We start from the raw sequence: 21245 nt of genomic DNA on the forward strand, positions 1-21245 counted from the left end.
TGTCCTATCAACAGTGGGGGGCGACCGCATGTCGCAGATGTGGCACCTTGTCCAGCCGCCAGTGCGCGCGCGACCACGACCACACCTCCTGCAATGATGCCTGTCCAAGGTCGGGCGGCGGATTCTGGCCCAGAAAGCGAAGGGCTGCGACCAGTGCGATGGCAGGTCGCTGGTCATCAATGGCGCGAGCAAGTGTCTGCTTTGACAGCTTTTCACCTGCGTCGTTGGTGGCCACCGGGAGGTGGGCATAGGCTGGTTGAGGCACGCCCAGCAGGTGCTGCAGGTGAATCTGGCGTGCGCTCGAGTCGAGCAGGTCGGCGCCACGCACGATGTGCGTGATACCTGCATCTGCGTCGTCGACGACCACCGCGAGCTGATAGGCGAACAATCCATCGGCGCGCAGGACGACATAGTCGCCGACGTCGCGCGCGAGGTCTTCTTCCTGTGGTCCCTGCACCGTATCGTCAAAGCGGATCACACCTTCGGCGCGCACGCGCCAGGCACGGGGGCTGCGCCCGGGCGGCAGACCGTCGCGGCAGGTGCCGGGATAACGCCGGGAGCCGTCCCGGGCGAGTGCCGAATCGGCCATTTCGCGACGGCTGCAGGCGCACGGAAAGACGGCGCCGCTGCGCTTGAGCTGCTCGAGGGCAGCGGCATAGGCCTGGATGCGACGGCTTTGCCAGACGGGGTCGTCGTCCCACTCAAAGCCGAAACGCGTGAGCGTGGTCAGAATGGACTCGGAGGCGCCGGGAACGGTGCGTGGCGTATCCACGTCTTCAATGCGCAGCAGCCACCGGCCACGTTGGCGGCGTGCTTCCAGAAAGCTGCCGAGCGCGGCCACGAGCGAGCCGAAATGCAGTGGCCCCGTGGGCGAGGGCGCGAAACGGCCGACATAGGGCGGTGCAAGGTCGTTCATTGGTGATCCGTGCTTCCGGCTGGCGAGACTTCGAGGGCGGAAGGCGGCAGACCCTCTTCGAGCGAGGCCAGTGTGCGTGCAGACTTTGCGAGTTGTTCGGTCGCCCGCCGCAACAGGCTGCCCAGGCGTAGCCAGTCCTGCATGCTGCGGATATCGATGCCTGCATGGGCGCCCGCGCTCAGCAGGGTTTCCTTCAGCGCGGCGTAGCGCGCTTCTGCGCGTGCGAGCAGGGATTCGACCTCGGCGCTGCTGAATGTCTGGTGACCGGGCACCGAGGCAGCCACCAGTGCACCGACTGCCTCGCGGAACTGCTGGAGCGCCGAATCGACGCCGTGGGCGGGCGGGGTGCCGAGGGACTCGCCCAGGGTGGCGGCCGAACGTGCGGTTTCAACCGCACTCTCCTGATACTGCAGGGCCCTGAGGTTGCGCGCAAGCGCCTCGACCAGGGCGGGTGGCAGGCTGATGGCGGTCACGCTGCGGGTATAGGTGCCTATTGCGGTCGCAAGGGCGGCAAAGGCGTCTCCGTTGCGTTCTACCAGGGTCGTATCCGGCGGGATGTGCACTGCCGCGCCCAGACAGTTGCCGGCGAGTACGTGCGTGCGCGCCAACTCCATGCGCAGGGCGCGCAGCGCCAGATCGGGTACGCTCACCGAGTTGGCGTCCAGATGTTGCGGGCGGGCGGCCGCCTCGTCGCCGCTGCGGAAGCGCGCCGATAGGAAACTCAGCAAGTGCCGGGCCGAGGGCACCATCAGCGCGACCCCAAGCAGGTTGAAAGTGGTGTGAAACATCGCGATCATCACCGCCGGCGTGGCGGGGTGCTCAAGCCAGTTGCTGAGCCATTCCAGCAGTTCGATCAGCAGCGGCAGCAGGACCAGTGCTACCGCACCGGTGACCAGATTGAAGAAGACGTGGGCCGCGGCCAGCCGGCGCGCGTTGGCGGTCGCACCGACGGCCGACAGGATTGCTGTCGACGTGGTGCCGATATTGGTGCCGATTACCATGGCGCAGGCTGCTTCGGTGCTCAACAGGCCGGTTTGGGCGGCGGTAATGATGATGGCGATGGCCGCACCCGACGCCTGCATCAGGATCGTGATTACGGTGCCGATGGCGACCAGCATGACCCATCCCCCGAGCCCGGGCATGATGAACTGCTGCAGGTCGATCCCGCTGCCGAACGAAGAAAAAGTGTCCTTCAGTACGTCAATGCCCAGAAACAGCACGCCGAAACCGGCAAGCGCCTGACCCAGTGCGCGCGGGCGCATGCGGCTCGTTGCAAGCAGCATGACGGCGCCGATGCCGACGAATGGCAGGGCGAAGGCGTCGATCTTGAAGCTGAATCCCAGTGCGGCGACCAGCCACGCATTCATGGTGGTGCCGACGTTCGAGCCGAAAATCACCCATAGCGCGTTCTTCAATGACAACAGACCGGCATTTACGAAACCGATGCCGGCGACGGTCACCGCGCTCGATGACTGCACCAGGGTCGTGATCAGCATCCCCGCACCCAGGCCGCGCAATGGCGTGGAGGTCCATTGCTCAAGCAGGTCTTCGAGGGCGCGACCGGCTGCCAGCTTGAGGCCGTCGGTAAGCAGGTGCATCCCGAGCAGGAACAGGCCGAGCCCGCCAATCAGGCCGCCGATGATCTCGAATGAAGAGGGGGGCAGGGTAGTCAGGTGAGGGCTCCGTCGGCATTAACGTGCGGGAGCGCATGATTGTCGGCGAGCACGGACTGCCGGGGCAAGTCGGCGTGAGTGCGGCTGCGGGTCGGCTGAGCGACTGCCTGTGCAGCCCGGTGGCGCATCCGCCGGTAAGTAATGCCCCGCCAGGGATCAAGTCGAATGCACGCTTCGCCACTCGCGCAGCGCCGTCAGGGTGTCGGCGAGATCCGTGACAACACGAATTCCGGGCAGCCGGCGCTGCTTGTCTTTCAGCGCCGCGCCGCCCGCCCAGATTCCAATATGTGTCGGCAGGGCGTCCCGCAGTTCGACGAGGCCTTCAATCGCATGGCGCGCCGGGTAGGCCACGCTGAACGACAGGCCGACGATATCGAACTTGCCCCCGACCGCCGCGGACTGGATGTCGGCCAGCGGCGTACGCGTGCCGAGCGACAGACAGGAGGCGCCTTCGGGCACCAGCGTGGCCTCGGCCATCAGCAGGCCGAGGATATGGTACTCGTCGGGAAACGTAGTCAACAGTATGCGGGGGCGACCGTTCGAAGTGGTGCTTGCGCCAATCGCGCCGCGCAGGATGTTCTGCACCTGTTCCGTATAAAGATGTTCTTCCGGGATGTCGATTTCGCCCCGAACCCACGCTTCGCCGATCGCCTCGTTGAGCGGCGCGATCGTTTCCGCAACGAAGCGTTGCAATCCCTGTTTCATCAGTCCCTGATGCAGCGCCGCCAGCAGTTCGCCGCTGCGATGCAGTTTCACGTACTGCATCAGTTCCTGCTCGACGACGGCCGGTGTGCCGGGGGCGGACGTAGCGCGATACGACTCGAGCAACGTGGTGAGCTCCGCGGACGTGCTCGGGATGACTTTTGACGGACGCTGGCCGAGGTCCAGCAGTCGTCGGATCAGGCGCAGCTTGTCGACCTGCTCCTGCGGATAGACGCGCTCACCGTTCGCATCCCGACCCGGCTTCGGAAAGTCGTAGCGGCGCTCCCAGACGCGCAGCGTGTCTTTCGAGAGTCCGGTGTCACGTTCGACGGCAGCGATGTTGAAGACGGTTTCAAGATTGGACATGTCTTTGTTTTTGTCTTGGACAAACGGTTGACAAGCGGTTTCGATGAATCTATCTTAGGTTTATCGAACACGTTTGTCTAGGACAAAAATGATGAAACGCCAAACAGTTGGAACGCTCGGCAAGTCCCTTGCAATCGTGCTCACTGCGACTGCTCTGATCATTGCACTAATGGTCCCCGCGAGCGCCTGGATGCGTGCGCACGACACGGCTTCCGAACCCGGTCTCACTAATTTTGTCGTGGACAAAGAGAGTGACGAACGACTTGGCCTGATGCTGGTGATCCATCGCCCCGGCATCGACACGCCGGTCGGGGGGGGATCCAGATGATGGTTTTGCGCATGGGATCGGCTTCATCGAGTTCGTGTTTCCGGGTGGCGCGATCCGTCACCGGTCATTCCCTATCCGCTACAGGAACTTGCGTGAACGCGCCTGACCATCTCTTCCTTTTCGATTTTCGGGCTGCATCCGATCGCAGCGTGCGTGCCGGGATCAAGGGTCCGCAGGAGCGTGATCATGCGCATGGGTGAATTCGACCCGGTAGGCACCGGCGGCCAGCGCCGGATCGCAGTCGTGGGCGGCGGCATTGCCGGGCTCGGGACCGCCTGGCTGCTGTCGCCGCGCCATCAGGTGACCCTGTTCGAGGCCGCCGAACAGGTCGGTGGTCACACCAATACCATCGACGTCACGGTGGACGGCATCCAGCATCCGGTCGACACCGGTTTTCTGGTCTTCAACAGTCGCACCTATCCGCATCTCTGCGCCTTGTTCGACCATCTCGGCGTGTCGTCGGTCGCCAGCGAGATGAGTTTCGGTGTCAGCCTCGAATCGCCAGCGATCGAATGGGCGGGATCCGATCTGGGCACGATTTTCGCCCAGCGTGCCAATCTTGTGCGCCCGGCCTTTCTCGGCATGCTGCGCGACATCATGCGCTTCAATCGCGTCACGACGCGGATGGCGGCCGAGGGCAGGGTGCCTGAGCTTTGCCTCGGCGAGTATCTCGAGCGCGAACGGTATGGTGCGGCATTCCGCGACTGGTATCTGCTGCCGATGGCCGCGGCGATCTGGTCCTGTCCGACGCGTACCATGCTGGCCTACCCGCTCGCGACCTTTGTACGCTTCTGTCACAACCATGGGCTGTTGCAGGTGTTCGACCGCCCGCAATGGAGGACGGTACGCGGCGGCGGGCGCACCTATGTGGCACGGATGGCAGCGTCGCTGGCTGATGTGCGCACGTCCTCGCCCGTGCGGCGGGTGGATCGCGACGAGTTCGGGGTGTGGATTCATTCGGCAGCGGGCGCGGAGCACTTCGACGAAGTCGTGTTCGCCTGTCACAGTGACCAGACACTGGCCCTGCTCGGCAGCAAGGCCAGCGCTGACGAGCGGCGCGTGCTGGGTGCGGTGAACTACCAGGCGAATGTCGCGGTGGTGCACACCGATGTCGCCCTGCTGCCGAAGCGGCGCAAGGTGTGGTCGGCGTGGAACTATCTCGCGGGTGCGGGCAGTGGTGACGAGCGCCCGGTGTCGGTGAGCTACCTGATCAATCGCCTGCAACCCTTGCCTTTCGAAACCCAGGTCGTCGTCTCGCTCAATCCTTTCCGTCCGCCGCGCGCAGACCGCATTCTTCGCACTATTCACTATGCACATCCGGTGTTCGATCAGGCCGCGATCGACGCCCAGCGTGCGTTGCCGTGCATTCAGGGCCGGCATCACAGCTGGTTTGCCGGTGCCTGGACCGGTTACGGATTTCATGAGGACGGCCTGAGGTCAGCGGTCGCCGTCGCCGAAAGTCTGGGCGCTCAGATTCCGTGGGATGCAGACCGCGTCGGGGTGCGCGCCGGAGCGGGTGCGTGATGAGCACGGACACGATGCCCGCAACGCCGGGGGCGCTCGATTCCGCCGTGTGTTTCGGCGCGGTGGTGCATGAGCGTCACGCCGGCGCCCACAACCGTTTCGTCTACCCCACCGCATTCCTGCGTGTGCCGCTCGGCAGCGTCGAGACGCTGAACGTACCGCTGCTCGGTATCGATCGTTTCAACGTGTTTTCCCTGCTGTGGCGCGATCACGGCCGGCGTGACGGCTCGCCCCTGCTGCCGTGGCTGCGGGAGATTCTCGAGCGTCACGACGTGGCCGAGGTGTGCGACGGCGAGGTGGTGCTGCAGACCATGCCGCGCATCGCCGGCTATGTGTTCAATCCGGTCAGTTTCTGGTTCTGTCACGACGCGTCGGGGCGCATCCGTGCCGTGCTCGCCGAAGTCAGCAACACTTTCGGCGAGCACCACAACTATCTGGTCCGCCACCCGGACGGCCGCCCCATCGTCACCGGCGACGAACTGCGTGCAAGCAAGGTGTTCCACGTTTCGCCGTTCCTGCCGCTTCGGGGGGAGTACCGATTCCGCTTCGAAGGCCGCGGAGCGGTGCATGCGGTTGCGATCGACTACTGGGATGGTGGCGAACACCAGCTCACCACGCGTGTCGGCGGTCGCGCACAGGCATTGACCGGCACCGCAATGGGCAAATGGCTGCTGCGCTACCCCTTCATGACGCTGGGCGTTGTTGCCCGCATTCACTGGCAGGCCCTGCGGCTCGCACTCAAGCGTGTGAGCTTTCACCGCAAGCCCCAGCCCCCGATCGAGGAGACGACCTGATGACTGTTGCCGACACTGCACTGCGCCCGTTGGCGCTCGAAACCCTCGGCAAGCTGCCGCGCCCCACCCGGCTGGCGCTCGAGATGCTCAATCGCCTCGAAGGCGGCGCACTGGCCGTCGAGCTGCCAGACAACCGGCACCTGCGCCTGGGGCATGGTCCGCTGGTGGCGCATTTGCGCGTACGCGATCATGCCGTATTCGACGAGGCCCTTGCACGTGGCGACATCGGCTTTGCCGAGAGCTATATGGACGGTGACTGGGACACCGAGGATCTGACGGGTTTGCTCACGCTTCTGTCGTCGAACCGGGCGCGGCTTCAGGACGCAATCTATGGCAGGGTCCTGCGTCTGATCAGGCATCGGCTGACCCACCTGCTGCGTGCCAATACCCGAACGGGTTCCCGGCGCAATATCGAGGCCCACTACGATCTCGGCAATGATTTCTACAGTCTTTGGCTGGACCCGGGCATGACATACTCCGCGGCCCTGTTCGCGTATCCCGACGAGAGCCTCGCAGCCGCTCAGCTGCGCAAGTACCGCCGCATCCTGCAGCAGCTTGCGCCACGACCGGGCCAGATCATTCTCGAAGTGGGTTGTGGCTGGGGCGGGTTCGCCGAAGTGGCGGCAACCGAGTTCGATTGCCGGGTACTGGGTATTACCCTGTCGCCATCACAACTGGCCTTTGCCCTCGAGCGTGCGATACGCGGCGGTTTTTCGGACCGGGTGCAGTTCGAACTGTGCGATTACCGCGACGTCAAGGGGCGCTACGATCATGTGGTGTCGATCGAAATGATCGAGGCGGTGGGCGAGCGCTTCTGGCCGACCTATTTCGGCCAGCTGTCGGCCCTGCTCAAGCCGGGTGGGCGCTGCGTGGTGCAGTCGATCACCATTGCCGATCATCTTTTCGCACGCTACCGCCGGGGTACCGACTTCATTCAGCGCCATATCTTCCCCGGTGGCATGCTGCCTTGCCCGCAGTCGGTGCGCAGGCAGGCCGCGCGGGCCGGGCTCGAGATTGTGGACGACTTCGGTTTCGGGCCGGACTACGGACTGACGCTGGCGCGCTGGCGCGAAGCCTTCGATGCACGCGCGGCGGAGATTGCGGATCTGGGCTTTCCGCAGCGCTTCCTGCGCATGTGGCGCTTCTATCTCGCATACTGCGAGGCGGGATTCAGGGCCGGCGACATCGACGTTCGCCACTATACCTTCGCTCGTGCAGCAGGCCGTTGAGCCATGCGCATCACGGCCGCAATCCTGCTGAGTCTTGTGCTTTACGCCGGACAGGCAGGCGCGTCGCTGCCGGTTCCGTTGCCGGCAGCCGTGCTTGCCGACGCCAGGCAGGTGGCCGGCGAGCTGCGACCGCTGGGCAGCGGAGAAATGCGCTGGTTCGGCTTCAAGATCTACGATGCCGCACTGTGGGTGCCGGCTGGCGTCGGCTGGTCCACCGAGACGGTCTTCGCGCTCGCCATCCGTTATGCACGCGATATCGAGGGCGAGCGTCTGGTTGAAGCCACGCTGGACGAGATGCGGCGCATGGGCCTGGCTGAAGAGGCGCGCATCGCCCGATGGCGCGAGCCTCTGACACGAGCGCTGCCCTCCGTGGCCGTGGGCGATACGCTGGTCGGACTGTCCGTGCCGGACGGCGGCGCGCGTTTCTGGCACGACGGCAAGTCGACCGCGATACTGGAGGACTCGGACCTCGCGCGCGCCTTCTTCGCGATCTGGCTCGACAGCCAGACCCGCGAACCGGCGCTGAGATTGAAGCTGCTGGGGCTCGAGCAGGTGTCGAGATGACGAACCTCGCGCCGGCATTTGGGCGCTCCGCAGTCGTTGCCTATGGTGCGCTCGGCCTGCCGCTGGCCTTTGCGGCGCTGCCACTCTATGTCTATGTGCCGCGGCTCTACGCAGACGGGCTGGGCCTGTCACTGGCCACGGTGGGACTGGTGTTGCTGGGCGTGCGCATTTTCGATGCAGTGTCGGATCCGCTGATCGGCTGGTTCAGCGACCGCCTGGCCGGACGCCGCATGCTGGTGCTGTCGGCCTTGCCGGTGCTTGCGCTGGGCATGGTCGGGCTGCTGAGGCCACCGCCTGACGCAGGTGCCCTATGGCTGGGCGCGCTTGTGACGCTGGTGTCGGTCGCGTATTCAGTCGCGACGATTGCCTACAATGCCTGGGGCGCCGAAGTCGCGCCCACCTCAGCCTTGCGCACGCGGGTGGTCGCCAGCAGAGAGGCCTTCGCGCTGTTTGGCGTGGTGCTTGCCGCGGCGCTTCCCGGGCTGCTGGCCGGGGGCGATGAGTCGCGTGGGCTGGCGCGCTTGGCCTGGCTCTTCATCCCCATCCTGATCCTGTGCGGCGGGTGCACGCTGCTGCTCGCGCCGGCGGCCCCGCCCCGCGTGTGCAGGCGGCAAGCTGTGTTCGGAAGTCTGCGCGCTGCGCTGCGCTGTCGTCCGTTCTCCCGGTTGCTGATGGTATTCGCCGCCAATGGCATCGCTGCAGCCATTCCGTCCGCGACCGTGCTGTTCTTCGTCGCGGACGTGCTTCAGGCGCCGCAACTCGCCGGCCTGTTTCTGGTGCTCTACTTCTTCAGCGCGGCACTGAGCCTTCCGGGATGGGCGGCCGTGTCCTTACGCGTTGGGAAACTGCGTGCATGGCTGGCCGGGATGGTGCTCGCGATTGCGGTCTTTGTCTGGGCCAGCCTGCTCGGGGCCGGAGAAACCACCGCCTACGCGCTGATCTGCATCCTGTCCGGGGTGGCGCTCGGCGCAGACCTCGCGCTGCCGCCGTCTCTGCTTGCCGACCTGCTGGCACGTGACGAGGAGGATGGGCAGGCCCGCGCCGGCGCATGGTTCGGGTGGTGGAACTTCGTCACCAAGGCAAATCTCGCGCTCGCGGCCGGGCTTGCGTTGCCTCTGCTGGGCGGCCTGGGCTATGAACCCGGCACCCGCAGTGCCGATGCACTGGCGGCGCTGACACTCGTGTATGCGCTGGTTCCGGTTGGGCTGAAATGCCTCGCCATCATGCTGCTTTGGCACTGGCGCGACACCGTAGATCCGTATTTCCGCACTGGAGAAACCGTGTGATGAAAAAACGCCTGTTGCTTCTTACCGGGCTGTTGGCGCTGGCCGGCTGCACATCCGTCGATATCGAGGCGTATCGCAACACCACGCCCGAGCTCGATCTGCGAAGTTATTTCAACGGCACACTCGATGCGCACGGGATGTTCCAGAATCGCTCCGGCGAGGTGGTGAAGCGTTTTCACGTATTGATCGAGGCGAGCTGGAAGGGCGATGTGGGTACGCTGGACGAACGCTTCACCTATGCCGACGGCAGCACACAGCGACGCGTGTGGACCATTACCCGTCACAGCGCCCAAGCCTATGTCGGCACCGCGGATGACGTCGTCGGTGAAGCGCGTGGCGAGGCTCGCGGCAACGCCCTGCGCTGGCGCTACGTGATGGCGCTGCCGGTCGATGGCAAGGTGTACAACGTCGACTTCGACGACTGGATGTTCCTGATGGACGACAGGGTCATGCTCAATCGTTCGGTCATGAGCAAGTGGGGCGTGAGGCTGGGCGAGGTGACGCTGTCCTTCTACAAACGGACAGCGCGATGAACCCGTTCGTCCCCCTGAATCCGCCGATTCGTGACTGGCGCGGCCTGCGTGTATGGCTGGTCGGTGCATCCACCGGTATCGGCGCGGCACTCGCGCGCAGGCTGTCCGCTCACGGGGCACGGGTGGCCCTGTCGGCGCGTGGCCGCGACCGTCTGGAGACGCTCGCGGCCGAATGTGCCGACGGTGCGGAGGTGATCGTGGTGCCGATGGATGTCACCTGTGCCGACGATTTCGTGCGCACGCGCGATCATCTGCTCGCGCAATGGGGGGCGATCGACCTGGTCGTACTCAACGCCGGCACCTATCAGCCGCTGCGGGCATGGGAGCTGACGCCGCAGCGTATCCGCGACACGCTCGACGTCAATCTGCTCGGGGTCATGGATGGTGTCGCGGCGGTCGTGCCGACGATGCTCGAGCACGGCCACGGCGCCATTGCAATCGTGGCGTCGGTGGCGGGGTATGGCGGACTGCCCAACGCGGTGACCTACGGGCCGTCGAAAGCGGCCTTGATCAATTTTGCTGAAACGCTTTATCTCGACCTTGCTCCGCGCGGGCTCGGCGTGCACCTGATCTGCCCCGGCTTCGTGGCCACGCCACTGACGGCGCAGAACGAGTTCCACATGCCGGCGCTGATCTCGGCCGAAAAGGCGGCCGAATACATGGTTTCGGGTCTGGCGCGTGGCGCGTTCGAGATCCACTTCCCCAGGCGTTTCACCCGCATTCTCAAGCTGCTGCAGTGCATGCCACGGCGCCTGTATTTTCCGCTGATCGGACGCGCGACGGGGCTGTGATGAAGCCTTTCGACGTTGCCGCCGCTGCCCGCAATGTGGCGACATTCTATGAACATCTTTCACCCGCAGCCTTGCCCCGGATCGGCACATTCTATGCTGACGATGCGCGCTTCAAGGATCCGTTCAACGATGTTCGGGGACTGTCCGTCATTACCCGGATTTTCGAGCACATGTTCGAAACCGTGGAGGCGCCGCGCTTTGTCGTGAATACATTGATCGCCGAAGGACAGCAGGCCATGCTCGGTTGGACGTTTCATCTGAGGCTGCGTGGCCGCGCCCTTGTGATTCAGGGTGTCAGCCACCTCTGTTTCAATGCGCAGGGACAGATCGTGACGCACCGCGACTATTGGGACGCGGCCGAAGAGTTGTATGCGCAATTGCCCATTGTGGGCCGCCTGATGCGTCTTCTGCAGCGCAGATTGTCTGCCGGCGGGGGCTGAAGGCGTCGTTGTTGGCATGCACCAAAGACGGATGAGGGAAAACCCCCAGTCTGCGTCGAAATGCCTTTTCCGATGCGGCATCTATCATTTATTGCGATGCAATATATTGATATTTGTCAAATAAGTATGTTGCGGCCCTGAATTTCGCTGTGGCACCATCGATCCACCTGCTCATCGCGTTCATTGCTGGGGGTCGACATGGGTTTTGCCAGTCGTATTGCAGGCGTCCTGCCTCTCTTCGGGTACGTTTCCGGCGTATTCGCACAGGATGTGCCCAGCCGTTACAACCTGCAGCAGCCCGTTACCCGCATCGCAACCGAGATCTACAGCATGCATACGCTGATGCTGATCATCTGCCTGGTGATCTTCATCGCGGTATTCGGCGTGATGTTCTGGTCCGTCATCCACCACCGCAAGTCGCGCGGCGCCGTGGCAGCCAATTTTCACGAGAATACCGCCGTGGAAATCGCGTGGACGGTGGTGCCGGTATTGATCCTGCTCGGCATGGCTTGGCCGGCCACCAAGACCGTGATTGCGATGAAGGATACGTCCAATCCGGACATCACGATCAAGGCCACCGGTTACCAGTGGAAATGGGGCTACGACTACCTGCAGGGCGAGGGCGAGGGCATCCGCTTCCTGTCGGGGCTGTCGACGCCGCGGGCGCAGATCAAGGGGGCCGAGCAAAAGGGCGATGCCTACCTGCTCGAGGTCGACAACCCGCTTGTGGTGCCGGTGGGAAAGAAGATCCGGGTGCTGGTGACGGCGGCCGATGTCATCCACTCGTGGTGGATGCCCGCGTTTGGGGTCAAGCAGGACGGAATTCCCGGCTTCATCCGCGACACCTGGTTCGCCGCCGACAAGGAAGGTGTCTATCGCGGTAACTGTGCCGAGCTGTGCGGCAAGGATCATGGCTTCATGCCGATCGAAGTTCATGTGGTGTCGGCGGAGAAGTACGCCGAATGGGTCAAGTCGAAACAAGCGCAGACGTCGTCGGCTGCAGCAGATGACGGCCGTGAGTGGGCACTGGCGGAGCTGGTCGATCGCGGCGAAAAAGTCTTCGCTGCGAATTGCGCCGCATGCCACCAGGCCGATGGCAAGGGACTGCCCCCGGCCTTTCCGCCGCTCGACGGCTCTCCGGTGGTCAATGGCGACAAGGCGGCCCAGATCCAGGTGGTGTTGAAGGGGCGCTCGGGTACCGCCATGGCGGCCTTCGGCGAGCAACTGCCGGATGCGGATATCGCTGCGGTGATTACCTATACCCGGAATGCCTGGGGTAACAAGACGGGCGAGGCGGTGCAGCCGGCGGAGATTGTGGCCGGGCGATGATGCCGATCGCCCGATGACGGGATCGAGCGGGGGGCCTGCCCCCTTTCTGAAGTGTGCCGGGTGCGTGATCAGGCCCGGCGGCAAGCTTGTGTCGTCGGATGGACGACAACTGGAGGCGTGCGCATGACTGCCCTGACTCACGATCGGATCGGAGCCCACCCCCCGCATGAGCACGCGCACGGTCCGACTGGCCTGATGCGCTGGGTCACGACGACCAATCACAAGGACATCGGAACGATGTACCTGATCTTCAGCTTCATCATGTTCCTCTCCGGAGGGGTGATGGCGCTGACGATTCGGGCCGAGCTGTTCAAGCCCGGACTGCAGGTAGTCGAGCCCGAATTCTTCAATCAGCTCACCACCATGCATGGGCTGGTGATGGTCTTCGGCGCGATCATGCCGGCCTTCGTCGGCTTCGCCAACTGGATGATCCCGCTCATGATCGGGGCCAGCGACATGGCTTTCGCGCGCATGAACAACTGGAGCTTCTGGCTCCTGCCGCCGGCGGCCATCCTGCTGCTGGGCTCGTTCTTCGTGCCCGGCGGCGCGACCGCTGCCGGATGGACGCTGTACGCGCCGCTGTCGGTGCAGATGGGCATGGGGATGGATCTGGCGATCTTCGCCATCCACATCATGGGGGTGAGCTCGATCATGGGGGCGATCAACATCGTCGTCACCATCCTCAACATGCGTGCGCCCGGCATGAACATGATGCGGATGCCGCTGTTCTGCTGGACATGGCTGATTACAGCCTATCTGCTGATTGCGGTGATGCCGGTGCTGGCCGGTGCGGTGACCATGATCCTGACCGATCGCCACTTCGGTACCAGTTTCTTCAACGCTGCGGGAGGCGGCGATCCGGTGATGTACCAGCATATTTTCTGGTTCTTCGGGCATCCCGAGGTCTACATCATGATCCTGCCGGCGTTCGGCATCGTCAGCCAGATCATCCCCACCTTCTCGCGCAAGCCCCTGTTCGGCTATGCGTCGATGGTCTACGCGACGGCCTCGATCGCGATCCTGTCCTTCACCGTGTGGGCGCATCACATGTTCACCACCGGTATGCCGGCGGTCGGACAGCTGTTCTTCATGTACGCCACCATGCTGATTGCGGTGCCGACCGGGGTGAAGGTGTTCAACTGGGTGGCGACCATGTGGCGCGGCTCGCTCAGTTTCGAGACGCCGATGCTGTGGGCCACTGGATTCATCTTCGTGTTCACGATGGGTGGATTCACCGGGCTGATCTGCGCCATTGCACCCATCGACATCCAGCTTCAGGACACCTACTACGTTGTTGCCCACTTCCACTATGTGCTGGTGGCGGGCTCCCTGTTCGCGTTGTTTGCCGGTGCCTATTACTGGCTGCCGAAATGGACCGGCCACATGCCCAATGAATTCATCGGGAAGCTGCACTTCTGGTGCTCGATGGTGTTCTTCAACATCACCTTTTTCCCCATGCACTTTCTCGGCCTGGCGGGGATGCCGCGGCGGATTCCGGATTACGCGCTACAGTTTGCCGATTTCAATGCGATGGCCTCGATCGGTGCATTCGGATTCGGCCTGTCGCAACTGATCTTCCTGGTCGCCGTGGTGAAGTGCATCCGCGGCGGCAAGCAGGCGGCGGCGCAGTCGTGGGAAGGTGCGGAAGGGCTGGAGTGGACGGTGCCGTCTCCGGCGCCGCATCACACCTTCGAGGATGCACCGGTGCTGGCCAGAACATGAATGGCGTTGTAGCGAGAGCGGGGCGGAGCGGAGAGCCGGGAGAGGGCAGGCTTCGCCCCATCCTCTCATGGTGGCGGACAAGGTGAGATGATGACCCGTGGCGATCGACGTGGCGCGAACCTGCGCACCGGGCTCATCCTGGCCGGTGTCGCGCTGCTCTTTTTCGCGCTCGTGATCATCAAGTACAAGGTGTTTGGGCAATGACGGACACGACCTCGAGCCAACGCCGCCGGACCCGCATCGCGGGAGAGAACCGCCGCCTGTTCCTTCGTCTCGGCGTGGCCGCTATCGTCATGTTCGGTTTTGGCTTTCTGCTCGTTCCCTTCTACGAGCAGATCTGCGCGGCGACCGGCATCAACAACCTGCTGCAGCCGGATACGGTCAGCGCCGACAACACCCAGGTCGACCGGTCGCGCACGGTGCTGGTCCAGTTCGATGCCAACCTGCATGACCTGCCGTGGCGCTTTCAACCGCAGCAACGTTCGGTCCGCGTGCATCCGGGGGAGTTGGTGCATGTCGCCTATGACGTCGCCAACACGCGCGCAGTGGCCATCACTGGCCAGGCGGTACCGAGCTACGGGCCGCAGGTGGCAGGGCAGTATTTTCGCAAGCTCGATTGCTTCTGCTTCACCCAGCAGACGCTGGCGCCGGGTGAGCAGCGGATGATGCCCCTGGTGTTCGTGCTCGATCCGAAGCTGCCCGCGGAGGTCACGACGATCACCCTGTCGTACACCTTCTTCGAAGTGCAGGGGCGCAGTGCGGCGCGGCGCGAGGATGGCGGCAAGTCATGAGCGGGAATACTCGCCGCGCCGGGTTCGTCAGCACGGTGAAGGCGGTGTTGTGGTCGTTCATCGGCATTCGCAAGCGCAAGGACTATCAGGACGACGCCACCTCGCTCGATCCGAAAGCGGTCGTGGTGGCCGGTGTGCTGGCTGGACTGGTATTCGTGCTCACCATCGTGGCGGTGGTGAATTGGGTGGTGAGCTAGTGAGGAGGATGCTGAAATGAGCGAAACATTCGAGCGCTACTTCGTGCCGCAACCGTCGAAGTTTCCGATTCTCGGCGCGGCGGCACTGCTGCTGTTCGGCAGTGGTGCGGCAATGTGGGTGAACAAGGTCGGCGCCGGGCCGTGGATCTTCTTCTGCGGCATCGCCATTCTCATCTACATGCTGTTCGGTTGGTTCGGTCAGGTGGTGCGTGAGTCCGAGGGGGGGCTGTACGGCCGGCAGGTCGGCAAGTCCTTCCGCTGGTCGATGGGGTGGTTCATCTTTTCGGAGGTGATGTTCTTTGCCGCCTTCTTCGGCGCTTTGTTCTATGTGCGCGTCCTTGCGCTGCCGGCGCTGTCGACCGGGGAGAACGAGGCCCTGCTGTGGCAGGGATTCAGCGGTGCGTGGCCGAGTAGCGGGCCGCGTGTGGCGGATGCTTTCACGCCGATGGGGGCGTGGGGCATCCCGGCCATCAACACCCTGATACTGCTCAGCTCGGGCGCGACGCTGACTTGGGCACACTACGGCCTGCTCAAGGGCAAGCGTTCGCAACTCAAGCTCGGCCTGCTGGTGACGATTCTGCTGGGGGCGATCTTCCTCTCGCTGCAAGCCTACGAATACACGCATGCCTACGCCGAGCTCAACCTGCGTCTCGACAGCGGGATTTACGGGTCGACCTTCTACCTGTTGACCGGCTTCCACGGCCTCCATGTGACCGTCGGTGCGATCATGCTGACAGTGATGCTGTTTCGCTCGATCGCGGGTCACTTCACCCCTGAACACCACTTCGGCTTCGAGGCGGCAGCCTGGTACTGGCATTTCGTGGACGTCGTGTGGCTGTTTCTCTTCGTCGTGGTGTACTGGCTTTGAGGCGGAGTTGGGGGGCGACGGGCAGATGCGATGGAGCGTGAGGATGGGTGATCAGAGCTTGCCATCGATGAAGCCGGTGGCAAAACCGGCCATCAGCATCAGGAACAGGGTGATCGACAGCGCAACCCGGATGGCGAGCGCACGCGCGGTTCGAGCGCTGCCGGTGCCGTCCTTGTTGCGCAGGATCGACATCAGTGCGCTGCCAAGACTGGCCACGATCAGCACGAGAAACAGGATCACCACGATTCGCATGTCGGTATGCTCCGGAGACAGACTGTTCGAACCCGCATTCTTGCGCGAAATGGTCTCGATGTCCGCAGTTTTGCGTGGAGCCGCGACGTGATGAGACGCGCATTGCTCATCCTGCCACTCGTCGTCGGGGTGCTGATCGCCGTGTTGACCGTGCAGCTCGGCAACTGGCAGCAGCGCAGGGCGGCAGAGAAGGAGGCATTGCAGGCCCGTATCGAGCACATGATGCAGGCGCCCGCTCAGGCCCTGCGGGCCGATGCGGTGGCGCCGGCGTGGCAGCGGGTGAGACTGTCGGGCGTCTGGATGGATGCCGCCACGCGGCTGATCGACAATCGTACCCACGGCGGACAGGCCGGTTACCAAGTGGTGACGCCCTTGGTGCTGGCCGATGGCTCGGGCGCTGTGCTGGTCAATCGGGGCTGGGTGGCAGCCGGCGACCGTCGGCAGTTGCCCAGGGTGCCGGCGCCCGTGGGCGAACAACAACTCGAAGGCGTCTTGAGCGAACCGGAGACGTCGCCATTCATGCTGGCGCCGGCGTCCGAAAGCAATACGCTCCGCGTCTGGCAACACATCGATACGGTCCGTCATGCCGAGCTGCTGGCGCCGGTGCCGCTGGCGCCCTGGGTGCTGCAGCAGACTTCGGCCGCGGCAGACGGCCTGTTGCGCGACTGGCCGCCGCCCGCGGCGGGTGTCGATCGGCATCGCGCCTATGCTTTTCAATGGTACGCCCTCGCCTGCCTGGCCGCCGGCCTGAGTGCCTGGCATGGCTGGCGCCTGCTTACACGGAGATCCCATGACGACCGCCAGGCTCGACTCGCCCGTGGCTGATGCCGTCGCGAAGAAGGACGCGCGTGGCAATGGCCGCCGTACGCTGCTGCTGCTCGCCTTTATCTGCATCTTGCCGGTGCTCGCATCCTATTTCATGTTCTATGTGTGGCCGCCGCAGGGACGGGTCAATCACGGAGACCTGGTGACGCCAACTCCCTTGCCCGCGACCGTGCTGCCGGGCGCGGGTGGGCAGGGCGATCTGCGAAGTGAAGAACTCGAGGGGCGGTGGACCCTGCTCTTCGTTGGTCCGGCTGCCTGCACGGAGGCGTGCGCGCGCGCGGCCTATGTGTCGCGTCAGGTCCGGATCGCACAGGCCAAGGAGATGGCGCGTGTCGGGCGGGTGTGGTTGCTAGAGGACGCCGCCGACCCGCAGGTGTCGGTGCTCGAGCGGCAGGCGGATCTGCGCCTTGCCCGCGCCGACGCCGCCTGGCTGGCGGCGCTGCCCTCGGCCGCGCCGGGCTCGGTGTGGCTGATCGATCCGCTGGGCAACGTGATGATGCATTTTGCCGATGATGTCGATACGACCGCCGCGGCGCGTGCGATGAGCAAGGACTTGCAGCGTCTGCTCAAGTATTCCGCGCTGGGGCGTGGAGGCCGCGAATGAGACTTTACGGCCGACTCGTGCTGATCGCGCTGGCACTGACCGCGGTGGTCGTGGTGTTCGGCGCCTACGTGCGCCTGTCCGATGCCGGACTGGGCTGTCCCGACTGGCCCGGTTGTTATGGGCAGCTCTCGCCCCATCATGCAGCCGACGATATCCTCGGCGCGCATGCCGCCGATCCGAATGGTCCCGTCAGTCTGCCCAAGGCATGGAAGGAAATGCTGCATCGCTACCTTGCCGCCAGTCTCGGCTTGCTGATCCTTGCCATCGCCGTGCTGGCCTGGCGTCATCGGACAAGGGGCGAGACCTCGCCGTGGGTGGCGACGGCGCTCGTGGGCGTCGTGATCTTCCAGGGGCTGCTGGGCAAATGGACGGTGACCCTGCTGCTCAAGCCTGCCATCGTCACCGGACACCTGCTGGGTGGATTGACCACGCTGGCCTTGCTGACCTGGCTCGCGATGCGCGCGACCGGCGTGAGACGGAATCCGGTTTCCGCGCGTTGGATGTGGGCGGCCCGTGCCGCGCTGTTGCTGCTGTTCGTCCAGATTGCCCTCGGCGGCTGGACGAGCACCAACTATGCCGCGCTTGCATGCACCGATTTTCCGACCTGCCATGGCAGCCTGTGGCCCGAGGCCGACTACGGTCATGCCTTTCATGTTGTACGCGAACTGGGCATGACCGCCGAGGGCGAATTGCTGCCCTTAACCGCGTTGACGGCGATCCACTGGGCACACCGGATGGGCGCGGTGCTTGTCGGCACGGCATTGCTGGCGCTGGGTTGGGCGTTGGCGCGGCGGGTACCGACGGCCGGTAGCGGCGTGGCGCTGATTGCCGCAGTGCTGGTCCAAGTCTGCATCGGTATCGCCAATGTTGTGCTCTCTCTGCCATTGCCGCTGGCGGCAATGCATAACGCCGGGGCAGCGCTGCTGGTGGTTCTGGTGGTGTCGATCAACTATCGCCTGCGGCCACTTGCGCAGCCGGCGGCGGGCAGCGTGCCGCTTGCGCAGATGCTGCAGCTGTCTTCTCGGTCGCGCCATGGCGCCTGACCCCTCGAATCCGTCGGAAGGAGTGCTCACATGAAAACCCTCGCGCTGGGTCATGCGTCCGCCAGCAACCGTCTGCATGCCTTCTATGTGCTGACCAAGCCACGGGTCAATGCGCTGATCGTCTTTTGTGCGGTGATCGGGATGTTCCTTGCCGTGCCAGATGGTCTGCCCGGCGCCGTCACCGTCTTTTGCGCCACGCTCGGCATTGCCTGTGTGGCCGGCGCGGCGGCCGCGATGAACTGCCTGATCGAACAGGGAATCGATGCCCGCATGGCCCGCACGCGGGCCCGGCCCTTGCCCCGGGGCGAGTTGGCGTCGCGAGAAGTGGCAGCCTTTTCTGCCGTGCTGGGGGGCTCGGGTCTGCTGCTGCTGCATCAGACGGTGAATCCCCTGACGATGTGGCTCACGCTGGCCACTTTTGTCGGCTACGCGGTGGTGTATACCATTTTCCTGAAGCCCCGCACGCCGCAGAACATCGTCATCGGCGGCGCCTCGGGGGCCATGCCGCCGGTGCTGGGCTGGGCCGCCGTCACCGGAGAGGTGAGTGCCGACGCCTTGCTCCTCTTTCTCATCATTTTTGCATGGACGCCGCCGCATTTCTGGGCGCTGGCGCTGTACCGGACCGCTGACTATGCGCGTGCAGGGCTGCCCATGCTGCCGGTGACCCATGGCCCGGAATACACGCGGCTATCCGTGCTGCTCTACACCCTGATCCTGTTCGGCGTGACCCTGCTGCCGTTTGCCACGCGGATGAGTGGGGCGATCTACCTCGCGGCCGCGGTGGCGCTGGGCATGCGCTTCATCCATTTTGCCTGGTGCCTGTATCGGGATTACAGTGATGCACTGGCGCGCCGGACTTTCCGCTTTTCCATCCTCTATCTATCATTGCTGTTCGCCGCGTTGCTTGCGGATCATTACCTGCGTTTCTGACCCTCTCCGATGCTTCGTTCCCTGATCGTGGCGGCCGCCGCCGTACTGGCCGCCGCCTGTTCCGCTCCGCCTTCCTTTCATGCCACGGACATCACCGGCGCCGACTATGGCAAGACGCTCGCACTGCGCGATCACAATGGCACGCCGCGTACGCTCGCCGATTTTCACGGCAAGGTGGTGACGATCTTTTTCGGCTATACCCAGTGCCCCGACGTATGTCCGACCAATCTGTCGACGATGAGCGAGGTGATGCGCAAGCTGGGCAAGGATGCGGACCGTGTTCAGGTGCTGTTCGTCACCGTCGACCCCGAACGCGACACTGCTGAGTTGCTGGCACAGTACGTGCCAGCGTTCGACAAGCGCTTTCTGGGCCTGCTAGGCGACGCCGAGGCCACCGCTGCGGCAGCCAAGGATTTTCGTGTGGTCTATCGCAAGAGCGGGGATACGGCGAGCGGGCACTACACCGTCGATCATTCGGCCGGTACCTACGTCTTCGATCCGTCGGGCAGGCTGCGTCTGTACGTCCGGCATGGTGAGACTGCGGACAACATCAGCGCAGATATCCGTCGATTGCTCGACGGGGGCTGAAATGCAAACGGCAGCGTTGCCGCTGCCGTTTTTCGGGATGGCGCCGTGAGAAGCGTTCAGGCGGCTTCGGTAAGCAGTCCGCGCATTTTCTGCATGGCCTTGGCTTCGATCTGGCGGATGCGCTCGGCGGACACACCGTACTCGGCCGCCAGTTCGTGCAGCGTGGCGCTGTCACCTTCAGTCAGCCAGCGGCGCTGCACGATCGCGCGGCTGCGGTCATCGAGTGAGCCCAGTGCATCGCGCAGGCCTTCGTCCTGCAGGCGGGCCATTTCGGCCTGCTCGAGCACTTCGGAAGGTTCCGCGTGGGGGTCGGGCAGGTACGCGATCGGTGCGAAACGGTCGTCCTCGTCATCGCCGCTGCCATCGAGCGTCATCTCGCGGCCGCCGAGGCGGGTCTCCATTTCCACCACTTCTTCGGGCTTGACGCCGAGTTGGGTGGCGATCGCCTGCACGTCGGCCGGATTCAGGGTATTGCTGTCCTTCTTCATGCTGCGCAGGTTGAAGAACAGCTTGCGCTGGGCCTTGGTGGTGGCAATCTTGACCAAGCGCCAGTTCTTCACGATGTATTCGTGAATCTCGGCCTTGATCCAGTGAATGGCGAACGACACCAGGCGTACGCCGCGCGCGGGGTCGAAGCGCTTGACGGCCTTCATCAGGCCGATGTTGCCTTCCTGGATGAGATCGGCGTGTGGCAGGCCATAACCGAGGTAACCGCGGGCGATGGAGACCACCACGCGCAGGTGTGACATGACCAGCTGACGGGCCGCCTCGACATCACCATCGTCGCGCAGCCGGGTCGCCAGGCTCACCTCCTCCTGCTCGGTGAGCATCGGAAGGCGGTTCACCGACTGGATGTACTGGTCGATGCTGCCGGTGGCTGACAGAACGGGAAACGACAAAGCTTGTGACATTGATTCAGGTCCTCCTCGAACCGAATATTAGCACTCGCT

At 64.1% G+C, this 21245-nt stretch carries 25 protein-coding genes; 20 read left to right on the forward strand and 5 right to left on the reverse strand.

From position 1 onward, the window contains the following. Positions 1-7: 7 nt before the first annotated feature. From gluQRS to J5J83_RS17140, 3 genes are all read right to left on the reverse strand, one after another. A complete protein-coding gene (gene gluQRS, locus J5J83_RS17130) occupies positions 8-916 on the reverse strand; it encodes a tRNA glutamyl-Q(34) synthetase GluQRS (protein WP_212351160.1) in 909 nt (302 codons plus the stop codon). Next, entirely contained in the window at positions 913-2487 is a 1575-nt protein-coding gene (locus J5J83_RS17135) for a Na/Pi symporter (RefSeq protein WP_249116049.1), read from the reverse strand. The genes gluQRS and J5J83_RS17135 overlap by 4 nt, the downstream gene beginning before the upstream one ends. A gap of 258 nt (positions 2488-2745) precedes the next feature. After that, positions 2746-3657, reverse strand: coding sequence for a MerR family transcriptional regulator (locus tag J5J83_RS17140; RefSeq protein ID WP_212351162.1), 912 nt, complete (start codon positions 3655-3657; stop codon positions 2746-2748). An 88-nt stretch (positions 3658-3745) separates the two neighbouring features. On the opposite strand from J5J83_RS17140, the gene J5J83_RS17145 reads away from it, so the two are divergent. From J5J83_RS17145 to J5J83_RS17215, 15 genes are all read left to right on the forward strand, one after another. Continuing rightward, the gene (locus J5J83_RS17145) at positions 3746-3985 is read left to right on the forward strand and encodes a hypothetical protein (RefSeq protein WP_212351163.1); all 240 of its coding nucleotides are present in this window, start codon (positions 3746-3748) and stop codon (positions 3983-3985) included. 186 nt (positions 3986-4171) lie between these two features. Further along, a complete protein-coding gene (locus J5J83_RS17150) occupies positions 4172-5509 on the forward strand; it encodes an FAD-dependent oxidoreductase (protein WP_212351164.1) in 1338 nt (445 codons plus the stop codon). Next, positions 5509-6303 carry a DUF1365 domain-containing protein gene (locus J5J83_RS17155; protein WP_249115769.1) on the forward strand — a complete coding sequence of 265 codons (795 nt, stop codon included), beginning with the start codon at positions 5509-5511 and terminating at the stop codon, positions 6301-6303. Before J5J83_RS17150 ends, J5J83_RS17155 begins: the two co-directional genes overlap by 1 nt. Next, positions 6303-7532, forward strand: a complete 1230-nt coding sequence (locus J5J83_RS17160) for a cyclopropane-fatty-acyl-phospholipid synthase family protein (RefSeq protein WP_212351165.1) — start codon at positions 6303-6305, stop codon at positions 7530-7532. Before J5J83_RS17155 ends, J5J83_RS17160 begins: the two co-directional genes overlap by 1 nt. A gap of 3 nt (positions 7533-7535) precedes the next feature. After that, positions 7536-8096 (forward strand): chalcone isomerase family protein, encoded by a 561-nt coding sequence (locus J5J83_RS17165; protein ID WP_212351166.1) that lies wholly within the window; start codon positions 7536-7538, stop codon positions 8094-8096. Beyond that, positions 8093-9382, forward strand: a complete 1290-nt coding sequence (locus J5J83_RS17170) for an MFS transporter (RefSeq protein WP_212351167.1) — start codon at positions 8093-8095, stop codon at positions 9380-9382. The genes J5J83_RS17165 and J5J83_RS17170 overlap by 4 nt, the downstream gene beginning before the upstream one ends. Beyond that, positions 9382-9915, forward strand: a complete 534-nt coding sequence (locus J5J83_RS17175; RefSeq protein ID WP_212351168.1) for a DUF3833 domain-containing protein — start codon at positions 9382-9384, stop codon at positions 9913-9915. Before J5J83_RS17170 ends, J5J83_RS17175 begins: the two co-directional genes overlap by 1 nt. Next, a complete protein-coding gene (locus J5J83_RS17180) occupies positions 9912-10706 on the forward strand; it encodes an SDR family NAD(P)-dependent oxidoreductase (RefSeq protein ID WP_212351169.1) in 795 nt (264 codons plus the stop codon). Before J5J83_RS17175 ends, J5J83_RS17180 begins: the two co-directional genes overlap by 4 nt. Next, positions 10706-11146 (forward strand): nuclear transport factor 2 family protein, encoded by a 441-nt coding sequence (locus tag J5J83_RS17185; protein ID WP_212351170.1) that lies wholly within the window; start codon positions 10706-10708, stop codon positions 11144-11146. The genes J5J83_RS17180 and J5J83_RS17185 overlap by 1 nt, the downstream gene beginning before the upstream one ends. Before the next feature lie 198 nt (positions 11147-11344). After that, entirely contained in the window at positions 11345-12475 is a 1131-nt protein-coding gene (gene coxB, locus J5J83_RS17190; RefSeq protein ID WP_212351171.1) for a cytochrome c oxidase subunit II, read from the forward strand. 123 nt (positions 12476-12598) lie between these two features. Next, entirely contained in the window at positions 12599-14197 is a 1599-nt protein-coding gene (gene ctaD / locus J5J83_RS17195; RefSeq protein WP_212351172.1) for a cytochrome c oxidase subunit I, read from the forward strand. Positions 14198-14284: 87 nt separating this feature from the next. Next, complete coding sequence (locus J5J83_RS17200; RefSeq protein WP_212351173.1) at positions 14285-14401, forward strand: cytochrome oxidase small assembly protein; 117 nt, start codon at positions 14285-14287, stop codon at positions 14399-14401. Beyond that, positions 14398-14988 (forward strand): cytochrome c oxidase assembly protein, encoded by a 591-nt coding sequence (locus J5J83_RS17205; RefSeq protein WP_212351174.1) that lies wholly within the window; start codon positions 14398-14400, stop codon positions 14986-14988. Before J5J83_RS17200 ends, J5J83_RS17205 begins: the two co-directional genes overlap by 4 nt. After that, on the forward strand, positions 14985-15185 hold the full coding sequence (locus J5J83_RS17210) for a DUF2970 domain-containing protein (protein WP_212351175.1): 201 nt from the start codon (positions 14985-14987) through the stop codon (positions 15183-15185). Before J5J83_RS17205 ends, J5J83_RS17210 begins: the two co-directional genes overlap by 4 nt. A 16-nt stretch (positions 15186-15201) precedes the next feature. Further along, positions 15202-16053, forward strand: a complete 852-nt coding sequence (locus J5J83_RS17215) for a cytochrome c oxidase subunit 3 (RefSeq protein ID WP_212351176.1) — start codon at positions 15202-15204, stop codon at positions 16051-16053. A 51-nt stretch (positions 16054-16104) separates the two neighbouring features. On the opposite strand, the gene J5J83_RS17220 is transcribed toward J5J83_RS17215, so the two are convergent. Continuing rightward, positions 16105-16305, reverse strand: a complete 201-nt coding sequence (locus J5J83_RS17220) for a DUF2909 domain-containing protein (protein ID WP_212351177.1) — start codon at positions 16303-16305, stop codon at positions 16105-16107. Positions 16306-16395: 90 nt separating this feature from the next. Between J5J83_RS17220 and J5J83_RS17225 the strand changes: the two genes are divergently transcribed. From J5J83_RS17225 to J5J83_RS17245, 5 genes are read left to right on the forward strand one after another with little or no spacing between them, the layout of a single operon-like run. After that, positions 16396-17130 (forward strand): SURF1 family protein, encoded by a 735-nt coding sequence (locus tag J5J83_RS17225; protein ID WP_212351178.1) that lies wholly within the window; start codon positions 16396-16398, stop codon positions 17128-17130. Next, positions 17096-17734 (forward strand): hypothetical protein, encoded by a 639-nt coding sequence (locus tag J5J83_RS17230; RefSeq protein WP_249115770.1) that lies wholly within the window; start codon positions 17096-17098, stop codon positions 17732-17734. The genes J5J83_RS17225 and J5J83_RS17230 overlap by 35 nt, the downstream gene beginning before the upstream one ends. Then, entirely contained in the window at positions 17731-18777 is a 1047-nt protein-coding gene (locus J5J83_RS17235) for a COX15/CtaA family protein (protein WP_212351179.1), read from the forward strand. Before J5J83_RS17230 ends, J5J83_RS17235 begins: the two co-directional genes overlap by 4 nt. A gap of 30 nt (positions 18778-18807) precedes the next feature. Further along, positions 18808-19707: a heme o synthase gene (gene cyoE, locus J5J83_RS17240; protein ID WP_212351180.1), complete on the forward strand. Its 900-nt coding sequence runs from the start codon at positions 18808-18810 to the stop codon at positions 19705-19707. A gap of 9 nt (positions 19708-19716) precedes the next feature. Further along, complete coding sequence (locus tag J5J83_RS17245; protein WP_212351181.1) at positions 19717-20295, forward strand: SCO family protein; 579 nt, start codon at positions 19717-19719, stop codon at positions 20293-20295. Between the two features lie 56 nt (positions 20296-20351). Here the strand turns inward: J5J83_RS17245 and rpoH are convergent, their stop codons facing one another. Next, entirely contained in the window at positions 20352-21206 is an 855-nt protein-coding gene (gene rpoH / locus J5J83_RS17250; RefSeq protein WP_212351182.1) for an RNA polymerase sigma factor RpoH, read from the reverse strand. Positions 21207-21245: the final 39 nt, after the last annotated feature.

The sequence above is a fragment of the Azoarcus sp. L1K30 genome (assembly GCF_018122735.1).
GTDB lineage: Bacteria > Pseudomonadota > Gammaproteobacteria > Burkholderiales > Rhodocyclaceae > Parazoarcus.